This is a genomic window from Allobrachymonas denitrificans DSM 15123, from assembly GCF_900110225.1.
GTDB lineage: Bacteria > Pseudomonadota > Gammaproteobacteria > Burkholderiales > Burkholderiaceae_C > Brachymonas > Brachymonas denitrificans.
In genome coordinates this window covers 469,919-490,231 of sequence record NZ_FOCW01000001.1, presented here as the reverse complement: position 1 = coordinate 490,231, position 20,313 = coordinate 469,919, and the positions used below count along the sequence as shown (strand labels likewise).

The window sequence follows — 20,313 nt, the reverse complement described above, 5'->3', positions numbered from 1 at the left end:
CTGGCCATGACCACCAAATTCGTCTTCGTCACCGGCGGTGTCGTGTCTTCGCTCGGCAAAGGCATCGCCTCGGCGTCCCTGGCTGCCATCCTCGAATCGCGCGGCCTCAAAGTCACCCTCATCAAGCTCGACCCCTATATCAACGTCGACCCGGGCACCATGAGCCCGTTCCAGCACGGCGAGGTGTTCGTCACCGACGACGGCGCCGAGACCGACCTCGACCTGGGCCACTATGAGCGTTTCATCGAAACGCGCATGAAGCAGAGCAACAACTTCACCACCGGCCGCATCTACCAGAGCGTGCTCGAGAAGGAGCGCCGCGGCGACTACCTCGGCAAGACGGTGCAGGTGATTCCGCACGTCACCAACGAGATCCAGGAATACATCAAGCGCGGCGCCGGCATCGGCACGGCGGATGCCGTGGATGTGGCCATCGTCGAGATCGGCGGCACCGTGGGCGATATCGAGTCCCTGCCCTTCCTCGAAGCCGTGCGTCAGCTCAGCCTGCGCCTGGGCCCCAACATGGCGGCCTTTGTCCACCTCACCTACCTGCCCTATATTGCCGCGGCCGGCGAGCTCAAGACCAAGCCGACCCAGCACACGGTGCAAAAGCTGCGCGAGATCGGCATCCAGCCCGACGCCCTGCTGTGCCGCGCCGACCGCAAGGTGCCGGACGAGGAACGCGAGAAGATCAGCCTGTTCACCAACGTGCCCGAGTGGGGCGTGATCAGCATGTGGGATGTGGACACCATCTACAAGGTGCCGCGCATGCTGCATGAGCAGGGTCTGGACGGCCTGATCTGCGACAAGCTGCGCATCCACACCCAGCCGGCCAGCCTCAAGCGCTGGGACGATCTGGTGTACGAACTGCAGCACCCGCAGCACACCGTGCAGGTGGCCATGGTCGGCAAGTATGTCGATCTGTCGGACAGCTACAAGTCGCTGAACGAGGCACTGCGCCACGCCGGCATGAAGAACCACACCAGGGTGCAGATCACCTACCTCGATTCCGAGACGCTGACACCCGCCAACGTGGCCGAGCAGCTCAAGCCCTTCGACGCCATCCTGGTGCCGGGCGGCTTCGGCAAGCGCGGTGTGGAAGGCAAGATTGCCGCCGCCCGCTATGCGCGCGAGAACAAGGTGCCTTACCTCGGCATCTGCCTCGGCATGCAGGTGGCCACCATCGAATACGCCCGCCACATGGCCGGCCTGACGGATGCCAACAGCACCGAATTCGAGCCGCACTGCAAACACCCTGTGATCGCCCTGATCGACGAGTGGCAGGATGCCGAAGGCAATATCCAGACGCGCCACGAAGGCAGCGATCTGGGTGGCACCATGCGTCTGGGCGCCCAGAGCTCCGACGTAGCTGGCGGTACGCTGGCACACAGCATCTACGGCGATGTGGTGACCGAGCGCCACCGTCACCGCTACGAGGCCAACACCCAGTACCTGGACCAGCTGCGCAAGGCCGGCCTGGTGATTTCCGCGCTGACGCAGCGCGAGCACCTGACCGAGATCGTCGAGCTGCCGCAGGACGTGCACCCCTGGTACATGGGCGTGCAGTTCCACCCGGAATTCAAGTCCACGCCGTGGGACGGCCACCCGCTGTTCAACGCCTACATCAAGGCCGCGCTGGAGCACCAGCAGGCCGAGGCAACTGCTCCGGCCTGACCCTGTTTCGCCCGTTCTTCCGCACGTTTTGAGCTGCTCCTGACATGAAACTCTGCAACTTCGATATCGGCCTCGACCAGCCCCTGTTCCTCATCGCCGGACCCTGTGTGGTCGAGAGCGAACAGCTGCAGATGGACGTGGCCGGCCAGCTCAAGGAAATGACCGGCAAGCTGGGCATTCCCTTCATCTTCAAGAGCAGCTACGACAAGGCCAACCGCTCCAGCGGCGACAGCTTCCGTGGCCCCGGCATGATCGCCGGCCTGGAAATCCTGGCCAAGGTGAAAAAGGAACTGGGCGTGCCGGTGCTGACCGATGTGCACACCGAAACCGAGATCCTGGCGGTCTCCGAGGTGGTGGATGTGCTGCAGACGCCGGCCTTTCTGTGCCGCCAGACCGATTTCATCCGCGCCGTGGCGCAATCCGGCAAGCCGGTCAACATCAAGAAGGGCCAGTTCCTCGCGCCGCACGACATGAAGAACGTGATCGACAAAGCGCGTGCGGCTGCTGCCGAAGTGGGCCTGCCGACCGACAACTTCATGGCCTGCGAACGCGGCGCCAGCTTCGGCTACAACAACCTGGTGAGCGACATGCGCTCGCTGGCCATCATGCGCGAAACCGGCGCCCCGGTGGTGTATGACGCCACCCACAGCGTGCAGCTGCCGGGCGGCCAGGGCACCAGCAGCGGCGGCATGCGCGAGATGGTGCCGGTGCTGGCACGCGCCGCCGTGGCCGTGGGCGTGGCCGGCCTGTTCATGGAAACGCATCCTGACCCCGCCTGTGCCCTGAGCGACGGACCCAATGCCGTGCCGCTGCAGCACATGCCCGAGCTGCTCGAAACCCTGCTCGAACTCGACCGCGTCACCAAGAAGACTGCCGCCAGCCGCGGTCTGCTGGAAGAGCGCATCCAGCAGTTCGGCTGAAGCCCCGTTTAACCATTAGAAAACCCTGCATTAAAAGGACCAACCCATGAGTGCAATCGTTGATATCGTCGGCCGCGAAGTTCTGGACAGCCGTGGCAACCCCACCGTCGAATGCGACGTGCTGCTGGAAAGCGGCGTGATGGGCCGTGCGGCCGTGCCGTCCGGCGCCTCCACCGGCAGCCGCGAGGCGATCGAACTGCGTGATGGCGACAAGAGTCGCTACCTGGGCAAGGGCGTGCTCAAGGCCGTGGAGCACATCAACACCGAAATCAGCGAAGCCATCCTGGGTCTTGACGCCAGCGAGCAGGCCTTCCTGGACCGCACCCTGATCGAGCTGGACGGCACCGACAACAAGAGCCGCCTGGGCGCCAACGCCATGCTGGCCGTGTCCATGGCCGTGGCCCGCGCCGCCGCCGAAGAGGCCGGCATCCCCCTGTACCGCTACTTCGGCGGCATGGGCGGCAAGGACCTGCCGGTGCCGATGATGAACGTCATCAACGGCGGCGCGCACGCCAACAACAACCTGGACCTGCAGGAATTCATGATCATTCCGGTGGGCGCTCCCTCCTTCCGCGAAGCCCTGCGCTATGGCGCCGAGGTGTTCCACGCGCTGAAGAAAATCATCCACGACAAGGGCATGAGCATTGCCGTGGGCGACGAAGGCGGCTTTGCCCCCAACGTCGACAACCACGAGGCTGCCATCCAGCTGATCCTGCAGGCCATTTCCGACGCCGGCTACACCGCTGGCCAGGACATCGTGCTGGGCCTGGATTGCGCCAGCTCCGAGTTCTACAAGGATGGCAAGTACGTGCTGGAAGGCGAAGGCGGCGTGCAGCTGTCGGCCGAAGAGTGGGCCAACATGCTGGCCACCTGGTGCGACAAGTACCCCATCATCAGCATCGAGGACGGCATGGCCGAAGGCGACTGGGACGGCTGGAAACTGCTGACCGAGAAGCTGGGCACCAAGGTGCAGCTGGTGGGTGACGACCTGTTCGTGACCAACACCAAGATCCTGCAGGAAGGCATCGAGAAGAACATCGCCAACTCCATCCTGATCAAGATCAACCAGATCGGCACGCTGACGGAAACCTTCGAAGCCATCGAGATGGCCAAGCGTGCCGGCTACACCGCCGTGATCAGCCACCGTTCCGGCGAGACCGAGGACAGCACGATCTCCGACATCGCCGTCGGCACCAACGCCGGCCAGATCAAGACCGGCTCCCTGAGCCGTTCCGACCGCATGGCCAAGTACAACCAGCTGCTGCGCATCGAGGAAGACCTGGGCGACGTGGCTGTGTACCCCGGCCGCAAGGCGTTCTACAATCTGCGCTAATCTGCTGACCGGAGGGCCATTCCATGCGCGCCATGCCTGTTTCCCGCGTCGTTACCGTGGTTCTGCTGCTGCTGCTCGTGATGCTGCAGTACCAGATCTGGACCGGGCGCGGCAGCGTGCACCGCGTGGCCCTCATGAAGACCGAGCTGGAGCGCCAGCGCGAGACCAATGCCCAACTGGAACAGGACATCGCCCGCGTGCAGTCCGAAATCCAGGATCTCAAGGAAGGCGTCGCCACCGTCGAGGAAAAGGCGCGCTACGAGATGGGCATGGTCAAGCCCAACGAGGTGTTCGTGCAGATCGCCCATTGATCTGCGCGAATGCATCGCAAGCCTGTGTCGGTGAACGGCACAGGCTTTTTTCTTGTTCGTGACTCATGCTGCCTGCTTCTGCACCGCTGCCCGTCGTCTCTGCTTCCATTTCGCTGGCCTTGCTGGGGGATGGCAGGGATGCGCTGGTGCTGGCGCTGCGCGGGTTGCTGGATCGGGAGCCGCTGCGTGGGCGGGTGCTTGCGCACTGGTTGGCGCAGGATGTTCCGCTGGCCGGTGAAGGGGAGCCGGTCGCCGTTTGTGCGTTAGTGCTCACGTCGGAAGACACCACTGCAGTGACGCCTCCGCAGCACCTTGACCGATACGACGCCATCGTGCTGTGCGCCGGAATCGGCTCTGGCTCTGGCTCTGGCTCTGGCTCTGGCTCTGGCTCTGGCTCTGGCTCTGGCTCTGGCTCTGGCTCTGGCTCTGGCTCTGGCTCTGGCTCTGGCTCTGGCAACAAGCTTGGCGTCCCACACCACCACCGCACGACTACGATTGCACAACTCTTGCGCAATGCCGCCCTGCCCCACAGCGTGCTGCAGGGGAAGCCTGCTTCACAGGCGCGTCAGTGCCTGGGACTGGCCAAGCATCTGGCTCGCCGCAAGGGCTGGATGTGGCCGCTATGGCAGCAATCCGCACCTGCATCCGCAAGGCGCTGGCTGGGCGTGTGCGAAAAGTGCAGCGATCCCGACTGCGAACACCGTCTGTTCAGTGGCTTGATGGGGCAGCGCAACGACGCTTCTTGAGCAGCGAAGCACCATCCCTCGCATCCGGCATCCGGCATCCGGCATCCGGCATCCGGCATCCGGCATCAGACTAAAGCAGGGCTGTGCTTGCCCGTTCAGACCAGTGCCAACAGGCGTTCAGTGCACCGCGTCACTACCCGGAGGCTGCGCCGCCGCCGGTTTGAACAGCTGCGCCACTTCCACCTTGTCGAACTGGTACTGGCGTCCGCAGAACTCGCAGCCCACCTCGATCAGGCCCTGCTCGGCCACAATGGCATCGGCCTCTTCCTTGCCCAGATTACGCAGCATGGCGGCCACGCGTTCGTGGCTGCAGGTGCAGGCAAAGTGCGGCACGGGGTCGCTGGAGGACGGCATGAAACGCAGCAGCTTCTCGTCCCAGAACAGGCGATGCAGGATGGTGTCGATGTCGAGCTCCAGCAGCTCCTGCTGCTGCAGGCTTTGCGCCAGGGTGACGATGCGGTTGTAGCTCTCGGCGGCCTCTTCACGTGCCTCGTCCGTGGGTGCAGCAGTGCTGCCCGCCAGGTTGGCCTCGCCTTCCAGCGGCAGGCGCTGGATCAGGATGCCGGCGGCCACCTGGTCATTGGCCGCCAGCACCAGCGTGGTGTCCAGCTGCTCGCTCTGACGCATGTAGTGCTGCAGCACGTCCGCCACGTGCACCAGGGGTGCGCCGTGCTCGTCCGCCAGCGGCACCACGCCCTGGTAGGCCTGCTGGCCGGGCAGGCGGTCCTTGGGGTCCAGCGTGATGGCGCACTTGCCGGCGCCATGCTGGTTCACCAGCTGCACCAGACCGGCACCGGGCGTCACTTCGCCCACGATGGAAGCCGTGGCGCGCACGGCCAGGCTGGGCTGCACTTCCGCCACGGTCACTTTCACCGGGCCGTCACCCTGCATCTGCAGGATGAGCGCACCGTTGAACTTGATGTTGGACTGCATCAGCACGGCGGCTGCCGTCATTTCGCCCAGCAGCTGCACCACGGGCGCGGGATAGGGACCGCTTTCGGTATTGGCAGCGCGGCGCTGCACGACTTCCTGCCAGGCATCGGTCAGGCGCACGGCAACGCCGCGCACCGGCAGGCCGTCAAAAAGGAACTTCTGGATCTGGGACATGGGGACCGCCAATCAAACTCTGTGCCTCGCAGGCACCGGCAACCCGCCAACAGGCTGCCCAAAACCCGTAAATGAGGCTCAGCCGACCTTCTTCAAGCCTTGCTTGTAGCGCTTGGCATTGTCGATATAGTGCTGCGCGCTGTAGCGCAAACCTTCGATCTGCTCCGGCGTGAGCTGGCGCACCACCTTGGCCGGGCTGCCGAGGATCATGCTGCCGTCGGGGAACTCCTTGCCTTCGGTCACCAGCGCGCCGGCGCCGACCAGGCAGTTGCGGCCGATTTTCGCACCGTTGAGCACGATGGCGCCAATGCCGATCAGGCTTTCGTCGCCGATGCTGCAGCCGTGCAGCATGACCATGTGGCCCACCGTCACATTGCGGCCGATGGTGAGTGGCACGCCTTCATCGGTGTGCAGCACGCTGCCGTCCTGGATGTTGCTGCCGTCGCCGATGGTGATCGGGTCGTTGTCGCCACGCAGCGTGGTGTTGAACCAGATGCTGACGTTCTCGCCCAGACGCACATCGCCCATCACTTCGGCGTTGTCCGCCACCCACGCGGAGTCGGCAATCTGGGGGGTCTTGTCATCGAGCTGGTAAATGGCCATGGTGTCTGTCTCCGGTCAAATCATGCGGGGCGCGGCGCGCCTAGAATTCTGGGCATGAGTGTACGCCAAGCCGCCCGCGCCGCCCTGAGTCTGACCGATCCCGCCGCCAAGGTACAGGCGGTGTTTGCGCTGTCCGCGCAGCTCAGGGAGGGCACGCTGTCCATCGACCCTGCTGCCAGTCCGGAGCAGATCGCGCAGGCCGCACCCGGCGCCATTCCGGGGCGCCCGGCCCTGCCGCAGCTGGTACATCCGCGTGAGGTGGCGCAGCGCAGCGCGCACACCGTCGAAGGCCGCGCCGCCCTGCTGCATGCCGTGGTGCATATCGAGTTCAACGCCATCAACCTGGCGCTGGATGCCGTGTGGCGCTTCGCCAGCATGCCGGAGCAGTTCTACCGCGACTGGCTGCGTGTGGCACAGGAAGAGGCGGAGCACTTCACCATGCTGCACGAACACCTGCTGCACATGGGCTGGAAGTACGGCGACTTTGTGGCGCACGATGGTCTGTGGGCCATGTGCGAGAAGACGGCCGACGACATCGTGGCACGCATGGCCCTGGTGCCGCGCACGCTGGAGGCGCGCGGGCTGGATGCCACGCCGCTGATCCAGAAGCGCCTGCGCGCCATGGCTGCGGAAGATGCGCAGACCACGGCCACCCTGCTCGACACCATCCTGCGCGACGAGATCGGCCATGTGGCAATCGGCAACCACTGGTACCGCTGGCTGTGCGAACGCGACGGGCTGGATGCGGTGCCGCATTACGGCCTCCTGGTGGAACGCTATGCAGCGCCGCGGCTGAAACCGCCCTTCAACGAGGCTGCGCGCAAGCAGGCGGGGTTCACCCAGGCGGAACTGGACTATCTGCTGGGCATGGGCGTGTAAGGCATCGTCCGCGCCCGTTTGCTCACATCCCATCGGCGGGCACGGATGCGCGATGCATGGCCGGCGCGTTCGCCCCCTTGCACTGCAGAAAGCCCTCTTCCAGCAGGCACAATAGAACCAGCAATCATCCCCAAGGAGACCCCATGACCGACGCCCTGCTCTACGAACAGGACGGCTCCATCGTCACGCTGACGATGAACCGCCCCGACCTGCGCAACCCGATTTCCGAACCGGACATGATCGACGCCTTCGAGGCGGCCGTGCACCGCATCAATGGCGATGCCAGCGTGCGCGTGGTGATCCTGACGGGCGCCGGCAGCGCGTTTTCGTCCGGCGGCAACGTCAAGCACATGCGCGACCGCACCGGCATGTTCGGTGGCTCGCCGACGCAGATCCGCAACGGCTACCGCCACGGCATCCAGCGCATTCCGCGTGCCATGTGGGAGCTGGAAGTGCCGGCCATTGCTGCCGTGAACGGCCCCGCCATCGGCGCCGGCTGCGACCTGACCTGCATGTGCGATATCCGCATCGCTTCCACCAAGGCGCAGTTTGCCGAGAGCTTTGCCAAGATCGGCATCATTCCCGGCGACGGCGGTGCCTGGCTGCTGCCGCGCGTGGTCGGCATGTCGCGCGCCAGCGAGATGGCCTTTACCGGCGAACCGATCGACGCGCAGACGGCACTGGCCTGGGGCTTGGTGTCGCGCGTCGTGGAGCCTGAACAGCTGCTGGACAGCGCCCGCCAACTGGCACAACGCATCGCTGTCAACCCGCCGCAGGCCGTGCGCATGAGCAAGCGTCTGCTACGCGAAGGCCAGCACATGCGGCTGGACAGCCTGCTGGAACTGTCGGCCTCGATGCAGGCGCTGGCCCACCATACGCAGGACCATGCGGAGGCCGTGGCTGCACTGCTGGAAAAGCGTCCCGGAACCTATACCGGCTCGTAATTCTTTCTGCGCTCAACCGCGCGGGTGGTGTTTGGCCACGAGTTGCTTGAGTCGCTCGCGCGCCACGTGCGTGTAGATGGTGGTAGTGCTGATATCGGCATGGCCCAGCAGCATCTGCACCGCGCGCAGATCGGCACCATGGTTGAGCAGGTGCGTGGCAAAGGCGTGGCGCAGGGTGTGCGGCGACAGCGGCGCACGGATATCGGCCTGCAGCGCGTACTTGCGCACCAGATGCCAGAACATGGCGCGCGTCATCGCTTCACCGGGATGGGCGCCGCGCACGGTCACGAAGACCGCATCGGTCTGATGCCCTGCCAGCAACTCCGGGCGCGCATGGGCCAGATAGCGCTGCAGCCAGTCGTGCGCCACGTCGCCGAAGGGCACCAGCCGCTCCTTGCTGCCCTTGCCGGTGATGCGCAGCACGCGATCATTCAGGCTGATATGGAAGAGCTTGAGCCCCACCAGTTCGCTCACGCGCAGGCCGCTGGCGTAAAGCAACTCCAGCATGGTGCGATCACGCAGCCCCAGGGCGGTGGACACATCCGGTGCGGCCAGCAAGGCCTCCACCTGCGCCTCGCTCAGGCTCTTGGGCACGCGCAGCGGCTGCCTGGCAGCCTGCAGGCGCAGGGTGGGATCCTGCTGGATGCGATGCTCGCGCACGGCCCAGCGGTAGTAGCGCTTGAGCACCGTCAGCCTGCGGTTGGCTGTCGTCGCCTTGCTGCCGGTGGTGAACAAATGCCCCTGGTAGAGGTTGATGGCCGATTCGGATACGGCATCCAGCGCGCACGGCGGCTTCTGCGTTTGCAGCCATTGCGCAAACAGCGTCAGGTCGCGTCGGTAAGCCGCCAGCGTATTGGCAGACAGGCCATCCTCCAGCCACAAGGCATCGACAAATGCGTCAACAGCGTTGGTCTCCTGGGACGGCAAGGGGTTGGATGCGGGCTGCGTTCTGGCCATGGCCGGATTATGCAGTGCCGGTTGCCGAGGCAAGATCGCCACCGCTCACGAGCCCACCCCATCCGCCCACGAAAAAGGGCAGGAGCCTTCCAGTCGCCCTGCCCTCTCCCGATCCCTGCGTGGCGAGCAATCAGTTCAGCTTCAGCTTCGCCGTATCCACCACCCGCTTGTACACCGCATACTCGGCCTTGATCTGTGCGGCAAACTGCTCGGGCGAGTTGTTGATGATTTGCGAGCCGGTATCCTCGATGCGCTTGCGCACGGCCGGATCCTTCAGCGCCTGCGAGACGCTGGCGTGCACCTTGCTCACCACGTCCTTGGGCAGGCCCTTCGGTCCCATCACGCCGTAATAGGCCATGCGGTTGACCGGCTCCAGCCCCACTTCCTTGAAGGTGGGCACCTTTTCCAGGCCCTTGATGCGGCTCGGTGCGGCCACCACGATGGGCACCAGCTTGCCTGCCTTGATGAAGGGCAGCGCGGAAGGCAGGTTGTCGAAAATCACCGGCACCTGGCCCGCCACCACGTCGTTCAGCGCCGGACCGGCACCGCGGTAGGGAATGTGCGTCATCTTCACCTTGGCCAGTTGCAGGAACAGCTCGGTCTGCAAGTGGCCGATGCCGCCCGCGCCGGAAGAGGCGTAGGAATACTTGGCCGGGTTCTTCTGCAACTCAGCCACGAACGCCTTGTAATCCTTGGCCGGGAAGCTCGGATGCACCGCAATCACGTTGGGCGTGGCCGCCATGTTGATGATGGGCGTGAAGTCGGTCAGCGGGTTGTAGGGCGTGGCCGGGTTGATGGCCGGATTCGCCGCCGTGGACGAGACGGTGGCCACCACCAGGTTGTAGCCGTCGGGCTTCTGCTTGGCCACTTCTGCCGTGCCCACGATGCCACCGGCTCCCGCCTTGTTCTCGACCACCACCGGCTTGCCCAGCGCCTTGCCCATGGGCTCGGACACCACACGCGCCACGATGTCGGTCGTGCCTCCTGCGGCAAACGGCACCACCAGGCGCACCGGCTTTTCCGGATAGGCCTGTGCCTGCGCAACCGACACCCCCAGGCCACAGCCTACTGCCACGGCCGCCAGGCCCAGATAACGACGCTTGATCATCGACGACTCCTCTTGATCAGTGTTGATGGATTCGTGCATCTTGCCGGCACACCGGCCGAACGGTCGTCAGGGAAAGTGCGGATTTTTGCAACGAGCCGGCAAATCACCCCGATCGGGAATCATACCTGTTGCAAGGCCCATTGCACGGTTTCGCACACCACGGCGTCCGGATGATCCGCATGCTGCACCAGTGCCGCACGAATCGTCTCCCGCTCGGCAGCAGATGCCTGTCGCAGCGCATTGCCAAGCGCCACGGCGATATTGCGCAGCCAGCGCGCGTGGCCGATGCGCCGGATCGGGCTGCCTTCGGTACGCTGCAGGAACTGGGCCTCGGTCCAGCCCCACAGCTCCAGCAGCTGGGCATGCCCCAGCCCGTGCCGCTCTTCGAAATCGGGCAAGGCATTGCGCCGGGCAAACTTGTTCCAGGGGCACACCAGCTGGCAGTCGTCGCAACCGTAGATGCGGTTGCCCAGCAGCGGGCGCATGTCCTCGGGGATGCTGCCGGCATGCTCGATGGTGAGGTAGGAGATGCAACGCCGCGCATCCAGCCGGTACGGCGCCACGATGGCACCGGTCGGGCAGGCATCGATACAGGCCGTGCACTGGCCGCAGTGCGCCGGCTCCGGCTCCGTCAACGGCAACGGAAAATCCACGTAGATCTCGCCGAGAAAGAAGGTCGACCCTGCCTCGCGGCTCAGCACCAGCGTGTGCTTGCCACGCCAGCCCTGCCCGCTGCGGCTGGCCAGTTCGGCCTCCAGTACCGGCGCCGAATCGGTGAACACGCGATGCCCGAACGGCCCGACCAGCGCCGCGATCTGGTCGCTCAGCTTCTGCAGCCGCGCACGCACCACCTTGTGATAGTCGCGCCCCCGGGCATAGACCGACACCACCGCTTCGCCAGGCTGCGTCAGCCGCTGCAATTCGCGCTCGCGCCAGTCATCGGGCGTGGCCGCCGGCAGATAGTCCATGCGCGCCGTGATCACGCGCACCGTCCCCGGCACCAGTTCGGCGGGCCGCGCCCTGCGCAGGCCGTGGTTGGCCATGTAGTCCATGCTGCCATGGAAGCCCGCCTCCAGCCAGGCCAGCAGGCCCGCCTCCGCGCTCGCCAAGTCCACATCGGCCACACCGATGCGGGCAAAGCCCAGGGCCTCGGCCTGACTGCGGATGGTGGACAATAGGGCTTCGGGAGTCATCGCGTGGCAGTGTCGTGCAAAATGCGGCAAGCTGCGCGCGCAAGGGCTTTCGCGCACACTCGCAAACCAACAGGATGATTGTAAAAACCTTCCGCTGGGCCGACGAGGCCGCCACTTCCGCCTTCGCCACACGGCTCGCGCAGCACTGGCTGCAACAACCTGCCAGCGCGAACATGGTGGTCCTGCTGCATGGCGACCTGGGCGCCGGCAAGACCACGCTGGTACGCCACCTCTTGCGCGGGCTGGGCGTCACCGGCCGCATCAAGAGCCCCACCTATGCGGTGGTCGAGCCCTATGTAACCCCGTGTGTGCAAGTGTGGCATTTTGATTTTTACCGCTTCGGCGACCCGCGGGAATGGGAAGATGCAGGGTTGCGCGACATCTTCGCCACGCCCGGGCTGAAGCTGGTGGAATGGCCGGACAAGGCCGCAGGCATGCTGCCGCAGGCCGACTGGGTACTGCACCTGCAGACGCTGGATGATGATGTGCGCGAAGTTGTCATCGAGGCGCCAACCGCCGCTGGCGCCGCACTCTTGCAGGAAGTTTCATGATCCAACGCAGGCAGATCGTCCAGCTTACCGGCCTGGTGCTCGCCGGAGTGTCGCGCCTGGCCAACGCCGCCAGCCTGGTGGCCGTGCGCATCTGGCCCGCGCCCGAATACACCCGCATCACGCTGGAATCCGACCAGCCGCTCAAATACACCCAGAACCCGGTGCAGGATCCGCCGCGCCTGGCCGTGGACATCACCGGCCTCGAACTCAACCAGACGCTGCGCGATCTGGTCAGCAAGGTGCCAGCCGACGATCCCAACGTGGCCCGCATCCGCGTCGGGCAATACACACCCGAAGTCGTGCGCATCGTGATCGACCTGAAGCAGCCGATCTCGCCGCAGGTTTTCAGTCTGGCGCCCGTGGCCGCCTACAAGAACCGGCTGGTGTTCGACCTGTACCCCAACCGCAAGCCGGTGGATACGCTGGAGCAGCTGATCGCCGAGCGCAGCCGGGAGGACGCGGTGGCGCTGGCGGCACCCGCTCCTGCCGCCCCTTCTCCGGTGCCGGCGCCACCCACATCCGGGCGCGACGTGATTGCCGACTTCATTGCAGGCCGCGGCCAGCGCCAGGAGCCGCCCCGCGTGGCATCGGCCACACCGCCTGTGCGCCGGACCGAGCCCCCCGTCATTCCCTCGCGACCCGCACCGGCAGAGCCTCCGGCCATCCGCACCGGCCGCAAGACCGACCGTCTGATCATCGTGGCGCTCGACCCTGGCCATGGGGGCGAGGACCCCGGCGCCATCGGCCCCAACGGCACACGCGAGAAAGACGTGGTGCTGCGCATCGCCCAGTTGCTGCGCGACCGCATCAACGGCAGCAGCGTCAATGGCAACCCCATGCGCGCCTTCCTCACGCGCGATGGCGACTATTTCGTGCCCCTGCACGTGCGCGTGCAGAAGGCGCGCCGTGTGCAGGCCGACCTGTTCATCAGCATCCACGCCGACGCCTTCATCACGCCCCAGGCCAACGGCTCCAGCGTGTATGCGCTGAGCTCGCGCGGCGCCAGCAGCAGCGCAGCGCGCTGGTTGGCCAACAAGGAAAACGAGGCCGATCTGGTGGGTGGTCTGAACGTGCGCAGCCGCGATACGCTGGTGCAGCGTGCCCTGCTCGACATGAGCACCACGGCCCAGATCCGCGACAGCCTCAGTCTCGGTGGCGCCATGCTGGGCGAGATCGGCAAGATCAACCGCCTGCACAAGCCCCGCGTGGAGCAGGCCGGCTTTGCCGTGCTGAAGGCGCCGGACATTCCTAGCGTGCTGGTGGAAACGGCCTTTGTCAGCAACCCCGGCGAAGAAGCCAAGCTGCGTGATCCGGCCTACCAGCGTTCCATGGCCAACTCGCTCATGCGCGGGATCCAGGGCTACTTTGCGCGCAACCCGCCGCTGGCCCGCAGCCGGGCGGTGTAAGCCGGGCAGCATACGCCGTCCTCCCGGCCAAAGCCGGTACGGCAACAACACTCAACTAGCCAGCACCTGCCCCAGGCTCCACAGCACGGCAAACAGCAACTGCAGCTGCGCCGTGCGCGCCAGAATCAGGTTGTGCCCGCGCCCCGGCTCCTGCCGGACAAAACGCCACACCAGCGTCGCAGCCAGCGGCAAGGCCAGCAACGGCAGCCAGTGCCAGCGCACGCCCACCCAGGGCAGCAGCAGGAATGGCAAGGCCAGGCAGGTGGCATACAGTGCCCTGCTGCCACCCAGTCCCAGCCGCACCGCCAGCGTGCGCTTGCCCACGCGGGCATCAGTAGCCGCATCGCGCGTGTTGTTCACCAGCATGACGGCCGATGCGAAAGCCCCCATCATGTGCCCCATCAACCAGGCCGCACTGCTCAGGGTGCCTACCTGCAGAAAATAGGTGCCCAGCACCGCCGCCAGTCCGAAGAACACCCAGACAAACACCTCGCCGAACGCGCTGTAGGCAATCGGCCAGGGGCCGGCGGTGTAGGCCCAGCCACACAGCAGCGCCCCGAGGCCAAGCACCACGATGGGCCAGCCTCCGGCAAACGCCAGCACGATACCGAGCAGGAATGCCGTGGCCAGCGCGCCCAGCCCGGCCCGGCGCACCTGCCGCGCACTCAGCCAGCCCATGGCCGTCGCTCGCTGCGGGCCGAGACGGTCGGATCCATCCGCGCCGCGCTCGAAATCGCCCACATCGTTGAGCAGATTGGTCCCGATCTGGATCAGCATGGCTGCCAGCAGCGTCAACAGGGCGATGCCGGCATGCCAGCGTCCCTGCTCCTGCCAGGCCAGCACACAGGCCGCCAGCACGGGCGCCAGGGTCACGCCCAGGGTATGGGGGCGCGCCGCCAGCACCCAAGCCTGCAAGGGAGAGGGAGGCGCCGGAGTCAGCGCCGCTGCAGCAGAATCCAGGACAGTGCCGGCTTGCGGCGGTGAGTTTCTCGTGGCAACCATGTGCCCATTGTAGAAAACCCCGCGCGCCTGCTGCCGGCCCGCCGCTCGCCCGCTTCAGCGCATGGCAAACAGTTCCTGGTGGAAATCGCTGGCACGTATCCCCTTGCCGACAAAATCCGCGCGCAATGCCCGCCCGAAAGCTGTCGGCCCGCAGAACCAGAGGCTGGCATCTTCCCAGTCGGGAACGGCCTGGCGCATGCGCTCACCCGTCAGCAGGCCATCACGCTTGTCCACCAGCACATGCAGCCTGACACCAGCCGCCAGCGCATCGGCCTCCAGCATGGCAATCGCATTCTCATCGTAGTCGGCCGTCGGATGAAACAGGTCGACCTTCACCTTCCAAGCTTCAGGATCACGTGCCATCTGCTGCATGCGTGCAATGAAGGGCGTGATGCCGATACCGGCACCGATCCAGATCTGCCGCGGCTTGTCGTCGTCGAAAGTGAAGCAGCCGTACGGGCCTTCCACGGTCACGGTATCGCCTTCGCGGAGCACCTCATGCAGCTGCGAGGTATGGTCGCCCAGCGCCTTGGTCACAAAGACAATGGTCTGGCGTACCGGATCCCAGGACGACGCCATGGTGAACGGATGGGCCAGATCCCTGGCACCCTGCACGAACGCAAACTGCCCTGCCTGGTGTCCCTTCCAGCCGGGCTGCATGCGGATGCTGGTGCGCAGCACCTGCAGTGGCTCGAAATAACGCAGCGATTCGACAGTACCCTCTACCTTGCGACCGGCACCCACCTTGCGCAGCAGCACCAGCACGGCAGAAACCGTGCCAGCCACCAGCATCAGGGCCATCACCCAGCCGATGGGCTGTGACCAGTAGTCATACTTGAACAACACCAAGGTATGCCAGGCCAGCACCAGATAGGCAGCCGCCAGCCACTTGTGGGTGCGGGCAAACCAGTGATACGGGAAACGCTTGATGAGCGCCAGCACCATCAGGATCAGCGCAGCATAGAACGCCCACTCTCCCAGGGATTCGGCCAGCCCGCGCTGCGTGCGCAGCCAGTGCTCCAGCGTCATCGCGCCGTCCCGTCCGGGCCCTCCCTGCGGGCCGCGTGCCGGTCGCACCAGCCAGCCCCAGCCCACCATCCACTTGGTGCCCTGGGCCCACCACCAGTGCACCACGCTGGTCACCAGCGCCGTGATGCCGAGCCACTTGTGCAGGCGATACATCTTGTCCAGACCATCCAGCGGGCGCTCCAGCCACTTCGGGCGGGTTGCCAGCACCATGGAAATGGTCATCGCGCCGAAGGCAATCACACCGCTGTACTGCATGAACACGGTGCGGAACGGGAAATAGCCAAAAGGCTGCGGCCACAGGGTATCGGCCAGCAGCCACAAGCCGGTCAATACCACCAGACTGCCCCACAACGCCATGCGTATGCGTGTCATATCACGTGCCTTTCTTTGTCATTGGGTTCTCTTTCCAGTCTAGCGACGCGGTCTGAAGAGTTGCTGAAAAGCCTGACTCGGGCAGCCAGGCATTGGCAAGAATGCAACAGCGTGCTACAACCACAACCATATATAAAATCAGGAGTTGCAATGCTTACCTGCAAACCTGCTTCAGATCCGGAATCTTCACCTGACGCCATGGCTTCACGCCGCATGCTGCTTGGCTCCGGCCTGGCCCTGCTGGCAGGCGCCAGCCTGCTGGCCGGCTGCGGATCGGCTCCGCGCAAGACCCGTACCAGCCAGCGTCGCCGCTCCGGGCCTGCAGGCACCGTCCCCCTGCGCACCAGCACGCCCGAAGTTGCCGTGATCAACCCGGTGCAGATCGATGCCACCCTGCGCGAAGAAGCCGTGGCCCGCGCCCTGCTGGCCGTGAACGTACCCTACAGCTACGGCGGCAACACGCTGGAAGGCGGCTTTGACTGCAGCGGCCTGGTGCAGTATGTGTTCAGCGGCTTTGCCGGCCGCGCCCTGCCGCGCAGCACGGCGCAATGGGCCCGTGCCAGCCTGCCACGCGATATCGGGCAGCTGCAGCGCGGCGATCTGGTGTTCTTCAACACCTCCGGCACCTCCTTCTCGCACATGGGCATCTATCTCGGCAACCGCCAGTTCGTGCACGCCCCCTCCAGCGGTGGCGTGGTACGCACCGACCGCATCGACAACAGCTACTTCGCGCCCCGCTTCGACGGTGGTCGCACCGTGTTCCTGTAAATCCCGCCGTAGCCGGCTGGTCTGGCTCGATCCAGCCAGCCCCTGCAGTTCCGGCGCCAGCCGGTACAGGGCTGACGATGCATTTCCCCTGCCCCCAAGGGTGAATTTGTAACAGCCCCCCTTGAAACTCCGGCCAACACCCTTATCATTAGCACTCGTCGCGGTCGAGTGCTAACAATGCCTGCCGCACGCTGGCGACAGCCCTGTCTGGCGCCTCCGATTTTTTTACGCGCTTAAACCGTTTTATCTTCCAAGGAGATTCCATGAACCTGCGTCCCCTGCACGATCGCGTGATCGTCAAGCGTCTGGAAAACGAAACCAAGACTGCCTCCGGCATCGTGATCCCCGATGCAGCCACCGAAAAGCCCGACCAGGGCGAAGTGCTGGCTGTCGGTCCCGGCAAGCGCAACGACAAGGGCGAGCAGATTGCCCTGAACGTGAAAGTGGGCGACCGCGTGCTGTTTGGCAAGTACAGCGGCCAGTCCGTCAAGGTCGACGGCGAAGAACTGCTGGTGATGAAGGAAGACGACCTGTTCGCCGTGGTCGAGCAGTAATCCCATCCCCGCATAACGCACATACTGAATATCTGGAGAATTTGAAAAATGGCAGCTAAAGACGTAGTTTTCGGTGCTGACGCCCGTGCCCGCATGGTCGAAGGCGTGAACATCCTGGCCAACGCAGTCAAGACCACCCTGGGCCCGAAAGGCCGCAACGTGGTGCTGGAGCGCTCCTTCGGCGCCCCCACCGTGACCAAGGACGGCGTGTCCGTGGCCAAGGAAATCGAGCTGAAGGACAAGCTCATGAACATGGGCGCCCAGATGGTCAAGGAAGTCGCTTCCAAGACCTCCGACAACGCCGGTGACGGCACCACCACTGCCACCGTGCTGGCCCAGGCCATCGTGCGCGAAGGCATGAAGTACGTGGCCGCCGGCATGAACCCGATGGACCTGAAGCGCGGCATCGACAAGGCTGTCGCCGCTCTGGTCGAGCAGCTGAAGGCCGCCTCCAAGCCCACCACCACCTCCAAGGAAATCGCCCAGGTCGGCTCCATTTCCGCCAACTCCGACGAATCCATCGGCCAGATCATCGCTGACGCCATGGACAAGGTCGGCAAGGAAGGCGTGATCACCGTGGAAGACGGCAAGTCCCTGCAGAACGAGCTGGACGTCGTGGAAGGCATGCAGTTCGACCGCGGTTACCTGTCCCCCTATTTCATCAACAACCCCGAGAAGCAGGTTGCCAACCTCGAGAACCCCTTCGTGCTGCTGTTCGACAAGAAGATCAGCAACATCCGCGACCTGCTGCCCGTGCTGGAAGCCGTGGCCAAGGCTGGCCGTCCGCTGCTGATCATCGCTGAAGACGTCGATGGCGAAGCGCTGGCTACGCTGGTGGTCAACACCATCCGCGGCATCCTGAAGGTTGTGGCCGTCAAGGCTCCGGGCTTCGGCGACCGTCGCAAGGCCATGCTGGAAGACATCGCCATCCTGACCGGCGGCAAGGTGATTGCCGAGGAAGTGGGCCTGTCCCTGGAGAAAGTCACGCTGGCCGACCTGGGCCAGGCCAAGACCATCGAAGTGGGCAAGGAAAACACCACCATCATCGACGGCGCCGGCGCTGCTGCCGACATCGAGGCACGCGTCAAGCAGATCCGCATCCAGATCGAGGAAGCCACTTCCGACTACGACCGCGAGAAGCTGCAGGAACGCGTGGCCAAGCTGGCCGGCGGTGTTGCCGTGATCAAGGTGGGCGCTGCCACCGAAGTCGAGATGAAAGAGAAGAAGGCCCGCGTGGAAGACGCCCTGCACGCGACCCGCGCTGCCGTGGAAGAAGGCATCGTGGCCGGCGGTGGCGTGGCCCTGCTGCGCGCCCGCGCTTCCGTGGGTGAAGTCAAGACCGACAACCACGACCAGGACTCCGGCGTGAAGCTGGTGTTCAAGGCCATCGAAGCGCCCCTGCGCGAGATCGTGGCCAACGCCGGCGACGAGCCGAGCGTGGTGGTGAACAAGGTGCTGGAAGGCCAGGGCAACTTCGGCTTCAACGCTGCCAACCACACCTACGGCGACATGATCGAGATGGGTATCCTGGATCCCACCAAGGTGACCCGTACTGCTCTGCAGAACGCCGCTTCCGTGGCCAGCCTGATGCTGACCACCGAGTGCATGGTTGCTGAAATGCCGAAGGAAGACGCACCGGCCATGCCTGACATGGGGGGCATGGGGGGCATGGGCGGCATGATGTAATCAGCCGCGCTGGCCCGGGCAAGGTTTACGCCTTGCCCTCCCCCGCAAGAGAAAACCCGCAGCGCGCGAGCCCTGCGGGTTTTTTCTTTTGACCATAGGCCAGACATTTGAACTGCGAAGACTGTATTGCGCTCTCGCCCATTCCAAAGCCTTCAGGCCTGCTGCCCGTGCAGATACGCCAAATTGGACAAGGCTGGGACGCTTTGATCTTACGCCTCGCGCACTGCCCTACGTCTCAGCGCGGCACCATCACGAAGATCGCGCCGAGCGCCAGCAGCACCCCCAGCAGGTTGAGCTTGCTCAGCGGCTCACGGAAGGCCATGGCACCCACCAGCGTGCCCAGCACGATCACCCCCATGTTCATAACCGAGAACACCAGCGCCGGGTTGCCCGGCAGGCTCTGGTGCGCACGGATGTAGGTGTAGATGTTGGCGAAGTTGAGGGCTCCGAGCAGGATGCCGGTCAGCAGATGCCCCAGCCCCCAGCGCGTCTTGCTTGCGGCCAGATACAGCAGCATCAGCACGCCCGCCAGCACAAAGGCCGACAGAAGACCGCCGGAGAATGCCGCGCCCGCCTTGGCCATCTGCTTGAACAGCACATCGATCACGCCATAACCCAGCAGCACCACCAGCGGCCACAGCCAGGCTCCGCCCTTGCCGCTGCCGCCCTTGGACGGCTTCCACAGCAGGCACAGCAGCGCCGTGGAGGCCAGCGCCACACCGAGCATCTTGCGTTCGGTCAGCTGCTCGCCAAAGATCACGAAGGCCGACAGCAGCGGGATGATGAGCGACAGCCGCTGCGCCGCATCGGTACGCACGATGCCGGCCAGTTGCACCGACTTGGCCAGTGCCAGGAAGATGGTGGGCAGCAACACCCCGAGCGCCAGGAAAATGCCCACCGGCTGCTCCGGGCTGAGCAGCTTCGCCAGGTCCGGCTTGAGCAGCAGAAAGCACAGCGTCGATGCCACCACATAGTTCATGAAGATCGCCTGCCGCGCATCCAGCCCCCTGGCCCGCCCGGCCTTGAGCAGCGCCCCCACAGACACGCTGCACACCACGCTCGTACCCAGAAACATCAATCCCGTTGTCAGTGACATGTTCATTTCCCTTGTCGGATTCACTCGCCCATGCCGGCAACGCCATCCCGCCGGTCGATGCACGAAATTATGGG

At 64.9% G+C, this 20,313-nt stretch carries 20 protein-coding genes; 12 read left to right on the top strand and 8 right to left on the bottom strand.

Annotated features, from left to right (window positions below; translation table 11 throughout):
- The first annotated feature begins 6 nt into the window (after positions 1-6).
- The 5 genes from BMW28_RS02320 (at position 7) to BMW28_RS12885 (ending at position 4,984) form a co-directional block, all read left to right on the top strand.
- The gene (locus BMW28_RS02320) at positions 7-1,674 is read left to right on the top strand and encodes a CTP synthase (RefSeq protein ID WP_091813336.1); all 1,668 of its coding nucleotides are present in this window, start codon (positions 7-9) and stop codon (positions 1,672-1,674) included.
- A gap of 44 nt (positions 1,675-1,718) precedes the next feature.
- Positions 1,719-2,594: a 3-deoxy-8-phosphooctulonate synthase gene (gene kdsA, locus BMW28_RS02315; protein WP_091813333.1), complete on the top strand. Its 876-nt coding sequence runs from the start codon at positions 1,719-1,721 to the stop codon at positions 2,592-2,594.
- 46 nt (positions 2,595-2,640) lie between these two features.
- Positions 2,641-3,927: a phosphopyruvate hydratase gene (gene eno, locus BMW28_RS02310; RefSeq protein WP_091813330.1), complete on the top strand. Its 1,287-nt coding sequence runs from the start codon at positions 2,641-2,643 to the stop codon at positions 3,925-3,927.
- A 32-nt stretch (positions 3,928-3,959) separates the two neighbouring features.
- Positions 3,960-4,238 carry a cell division protein FtsB gene (ftsB, locus tag BMW28_RS02305; protein WP_091815380.1) on the top strand — a complete coding sequence of 93 codons (279 nt, stop codon included), beginning with the start codon at positions 3,960-3,962 and terminating at the stop codon, positions 4,236-4,238.
- A gap of 65 nt (positions 4,239-4,303) precedes the next feature.
- Positions 4,304-4,984, top strand: a complete 681-nt coding sequence (locus tag BMW28_RS12885; RefSeq protein WP_159430686.1) for a hypothetical protein — start codon at positions 4,304-4,306, stop codon at positions 4,982-4,984.
- A gap of 117 nt (positions 4,985-5,101) precedes the next feature.
- Here the strand turns inward: BMW28_RS12885 and hslO are convergent, their stop codons facing one another.
- A complete protein-coding gene (gene hslO, locus BMW28_RS02290) occupies positions 5,102-6,091 on the bottom strand; it encodes an Hsp33 family molecular chaperone HslO (RefSeq protein ID WP_091813324.1) in 990 nt (329 codons plus the stop codon).
- A 78-nt stretch (positions 6,092-6,169) separates the two neighbouring features.
- Positions 6,170-6,694: a gamma carbonic anhydrase family protein gene (locus BMW28_RS02285; protein ID WP_091813322.1), complete on the bottom strand. Its 525-nt coding sequence runs from the start codon at positions 6,692-6,694 to the stop codon at positions 6,170-6,172.
- A gap of 54 nt (positions 6,695-6,748) precedes the next feature.
- Between BMW28_RS02285 and BMW28_RS02280 the strand changes: the two genes are divergently transcribed.
- Both BMW28_RS02280 and BMW28_RS02275 read left to right on the top strand, forming a co-directional pair.
- A complete protein-coding gene (locus BMW28_RS02280; RefSeq protein WP_091813319.1) occupies positions 6,749-7,573 on the top strand; it encodes a ferritin-like domain-containing protein in 825 nt (274 codons plus the stop codon).
- A gap of 143 nt (positions 7,574-7,716) precedes the next feature.
- Entirely contained in the window at positions 7,717-8,517 is an 801-nt protein-coding gene (locus BMW28_RS02275; protein ID WP_091813316.1) for a crotonase/enoyl-CoA hydratase family protein, read from the top strand.
- Between the two features lie 12 nt (positions 8,518-8,529).
- Here BMW28_RS02275 and xerD read toward each other — a convergent pair whose 3' ends face one another.
- From xerD to queG, 3 genes are all read right to left on the bottom strand, one after another.
- On the bottom strand, positions 8,530-9,474 hold the full coding sequence (xerD, locus tag BMW28_RS02270) for a site-specific tyrosine recombinase XerD (protein WP_091813313.1): 945 nt from the start codon (positions 9,472-9,474) through the stop codon (positions 8,530-8,532).
- A gap of 130 nt (positions 9,475-9,604) precedes the next feature.
- Positions 9,605-10,582: a tripartite tricarboxylate transporter substrate binding protein BugE gene (locus BMW28_RS02265; RefSeq protein ID WP_091815378.1), complete on the bottom strand. Its 978-nt coding sequence runs from the start codon at positions 10,580-10,582 to the stop codon at positions 9,605-9,607.
- Positions 10,583-10,701: 119 nt separating this feature from the next.
- Positions 10,702-11,775 (bottom strand): tRNA epoxyqueuosine(34) reductase QueG, encoded by a 1,074-nt coding sequence (queG, locus tag BMW28_RS02260; RefSeq protein ID WP_091813311.1) that lies wholly within the window; start codon positions 11,773-11,775, stop codon positions 10,702-10,704.
- A 74-nt stretch (positions 11,776-11,849) separates the two neighbouring features.
- Between queG and tsaE the strand changes: the two genes are divergently transcribed.
- Both tsaE and BMW28_RS02250 read left to right on the top strand, forming a co-directional pair.
- On the top strand, positions 11,850-12,326 hold the full coding sequence (tsaE, locus tag BMW28_RS02255; RefSeq protein ID WP_091813308.1) for a tRNA (adenosine(37)-N6)-threonylcarbamoyltransferase complex ATPase subunit type 1 TsaE: 477 nt from the start codon (positions 11,850-11,852) through the stop codon (positions 12,324-12,326).
- Positions 12,323-13,732 carry an N-acetylmuramoyl-L-alanine amidase gene (locus BMW28_RS02250; RefSeq protein ID WP_091813306.1) on the top strand — a complete coding sequence of 470 codons (1,410 nt, stop codon included), beginning with the start codon at positions 12,323-12,325 and terminating at the stop codon, positions 13,730-13,732. The genes tsaE and BMW28_RS02250 overlap by 4 nt, the downstream gene beginning before the upstream one ends.
- Before the next feature lie 51 nt (positions 13,733-13,783).
- On the opposite strand, the gene BMW28_RS02245 is transcribed toward BMW28_RS02250, so the two are convergent.
- Positions 13,784-14,734, bottom strand: a complete 951-nt coding sequence (locus tag BMW28_RS02245; protein ID WP_200785701.1) for a 1,4-dihydroxy-2-naphthoate polyprenyltransferase — start codon at positions 14,732-14,734, stop codon at positions 13,784-13,786.
- Between the two features lie 54 nt (positions 14,735-14,788).
- On the bottom strand, positions 14,789-16,135 hold the full coding sequence (locus BMW28_RS02240; protein WP_091813301.1) for a ferredoxin reductase family protein: 1,347 nt from the start codon (positions 16,133-16,135) through the stop codon (positions 14,789-14,791).
- Between the two features lie 198 nt (positions 16,136-16,333).
- Between BMW28_RS02240 and BMW28_RS02235 the strand changes: the two genes are divergently transcribed.
- The 3 genes from BMW28_RS02235 (at position 16,334) to groL (ending at position 19,143) form a co-directional block, all read left to right on the top strand.
- A complete protein-coding gene (locus BMW28_RS02235) occupies positions 16,334-16,903 on the top strand; it encodes a C40 family peptidase (protein ID WP_234969946.1) in 570 nt (189 codons plus the stop codon).
- A gap of 263 nt (positions 16,904-17,166) precedes the next feature.
- Positions 17,167-17,457 (top strand): co-chaperone GroES, encoded by a 291-nt coding sequence (gene groES / locus BMW28_RS02230; protein WP_091813295.1) that lies wholly within the window; start codon positions 17,167-17,169, stop codon positions 17,455-17,457.
- A gap of 48 nt (positions 17,458-17,505) precedes the next feature.
- Positions 17,506-19,143, top strand: a complete 1,638-nt coding sequence (groL, locus tag BMW28_RS02225; RefSeq protein WP_091813291.1) for a chaperonin GroEL — start codon at positions 17,506-17,508, stop codon at positions 19,141-19,143.
- A 235-nt stretch (positions 19,144-19,378) separates the two neighbouring features.
- Here groL and BMW28_RS02220 read toward each other — a convergent pair whose 3' ends face one another.
- Positions 19,379-20,233 carry a DMT family transporter gene (locus BMW28_RS02220; protein WP_200785738.1) on the bottom strand — a complete coding sequence of 285 codons (855 nt, stop codon included), beginning with the start codon at positions 20,231-20,233 and terminating at the stop codon, positions 19,379-19,381.
- Positions 20,234-20,313 lie beyond the last annotated feature (80 nt).

Coding starts and splice junctions, on each gene's coding strand:
- BMW28_RS02280 (WP_091813319.1), top strand. CDS start 6,749: ATGAGTGTACGCCAAGCCGCCCGCGCCGCCCTGAGTCTGACCGATCCC.
- BMW28_RS02245 (WP_200785701.1), bottom strand. CDS start 14,734: ATGGTTGCCACGAGAAACTCACCGCCGCAAGCCGGCACTGTCCTGGAT.
- groES (WP_091813295.1), top strand. CDS start 17,167: ATGAACCTGCGTCCCCTGCACGATCGCGTGATCGTCAAGCGTCTGGAA.
- kdsA (WP_091813333.1), top strand. CDS start 1,719: ATGAAACTCTGCAACTTCGATATCGGCCTCGACCAGCCCCTGTTCCTC.
- BMW28_RS02235 (WP_234969946.1), top strand. CDS start 16,334: ATGGCTTCACGCCGCATGCTGCTTGGCTCCGGCCTGGCCCTGCTGGCA.
- BMW28_RS02240 (WP_091813301.1), bottom strand. CDS start 16,135: ATGACACGCATACGCATGGCGTTGTGGGGCAGTCTGGTGGTATTGACC.
- BMW28_RS02250 (WP_091813306.1), top strand. CDS start 12,323: ATGATCCAACGCAGGCAGATCGTCCAGCTTACCGGCCTGGTGCTCGCC.
- BMW28_RS02320 (WP_091813336.1), top strand. CDS start 7: ATGACCACCAAATTCGTCTTCGTCACCGGCGGTGTCGTGTCTTCGCTC.
- BMW28_RS02285 (WP_091813322.1), bottom strand. CDS start 6,694: ATGGCCATTTACCAGCTCGATGACAAGACCCCCCAGATTGCCGACTCC.
- eno (WP_091813330.1), top strand. CDS start 2,641: ATGAGTGCAATCGTTGATATCGTCGGCCGCGAAGTTCTGGACAGCCGT.
- tsaE (WP_091813308.1), top strand. CDS start 11,850: ATGATTGTAAAAACCTTCCGCTGGGCCGACGAGGCCGCCACTTCCGCC.
- BMW28_RS02265 (WP_091815378.1), bottom strand. CDS start 10,582: ATGATCAAGCGTCGTTATCTGGGCCTGGCGGCCGTGGCAGTAGGCTGT.
- BMW28_RS12885 (WP_159430686.1), top strand. CDS start 4,304: ATGCTGCCTGCTTCTGCACCGCTGCCCGTCGTCTCTGCTTCCATTTCG.
- groL (WP_091813291.1), top strand. CDS start 17,506: ATGGCAGCTAAAGACGTAGTTTTCGGTGCTGACGCCCGTGCCCGCATG.
- hslO (WP_091813324.1), bottom strand. CDS start 6,091: ATGTCCCAGATCCAGAAGTTCCTTTTTGACGGCCTGCCGGTGCGCGGC.
- queG (WP_091813311.1), bottom strand. CDS start 11,775: ATGACTCCCGAAGCCCTATTGTCCACCATCCGCAGTCAGGCCGAGGCC.
- xerD (WP_091813313.1), bottom strand. CDS start 9,474: ATGGCCAGAACGCAGCCCGCATCCAACCCCTTGCCGTCCCAGGAGACC.
- BMW28_RS02275 (WP_091813316.1), top strand. CDS start 7,717: ATGACCGACGCCCTGCTCTACGAACAGGACGGCTCCATCGTCACGCTG.
- ftsB (WP_091815380.1), top strand. CDS start 3,960: ATGCCTGTTTCCCGCGTCGTTACCGTGGTTCTGCTGCTGCTGCTCGTG.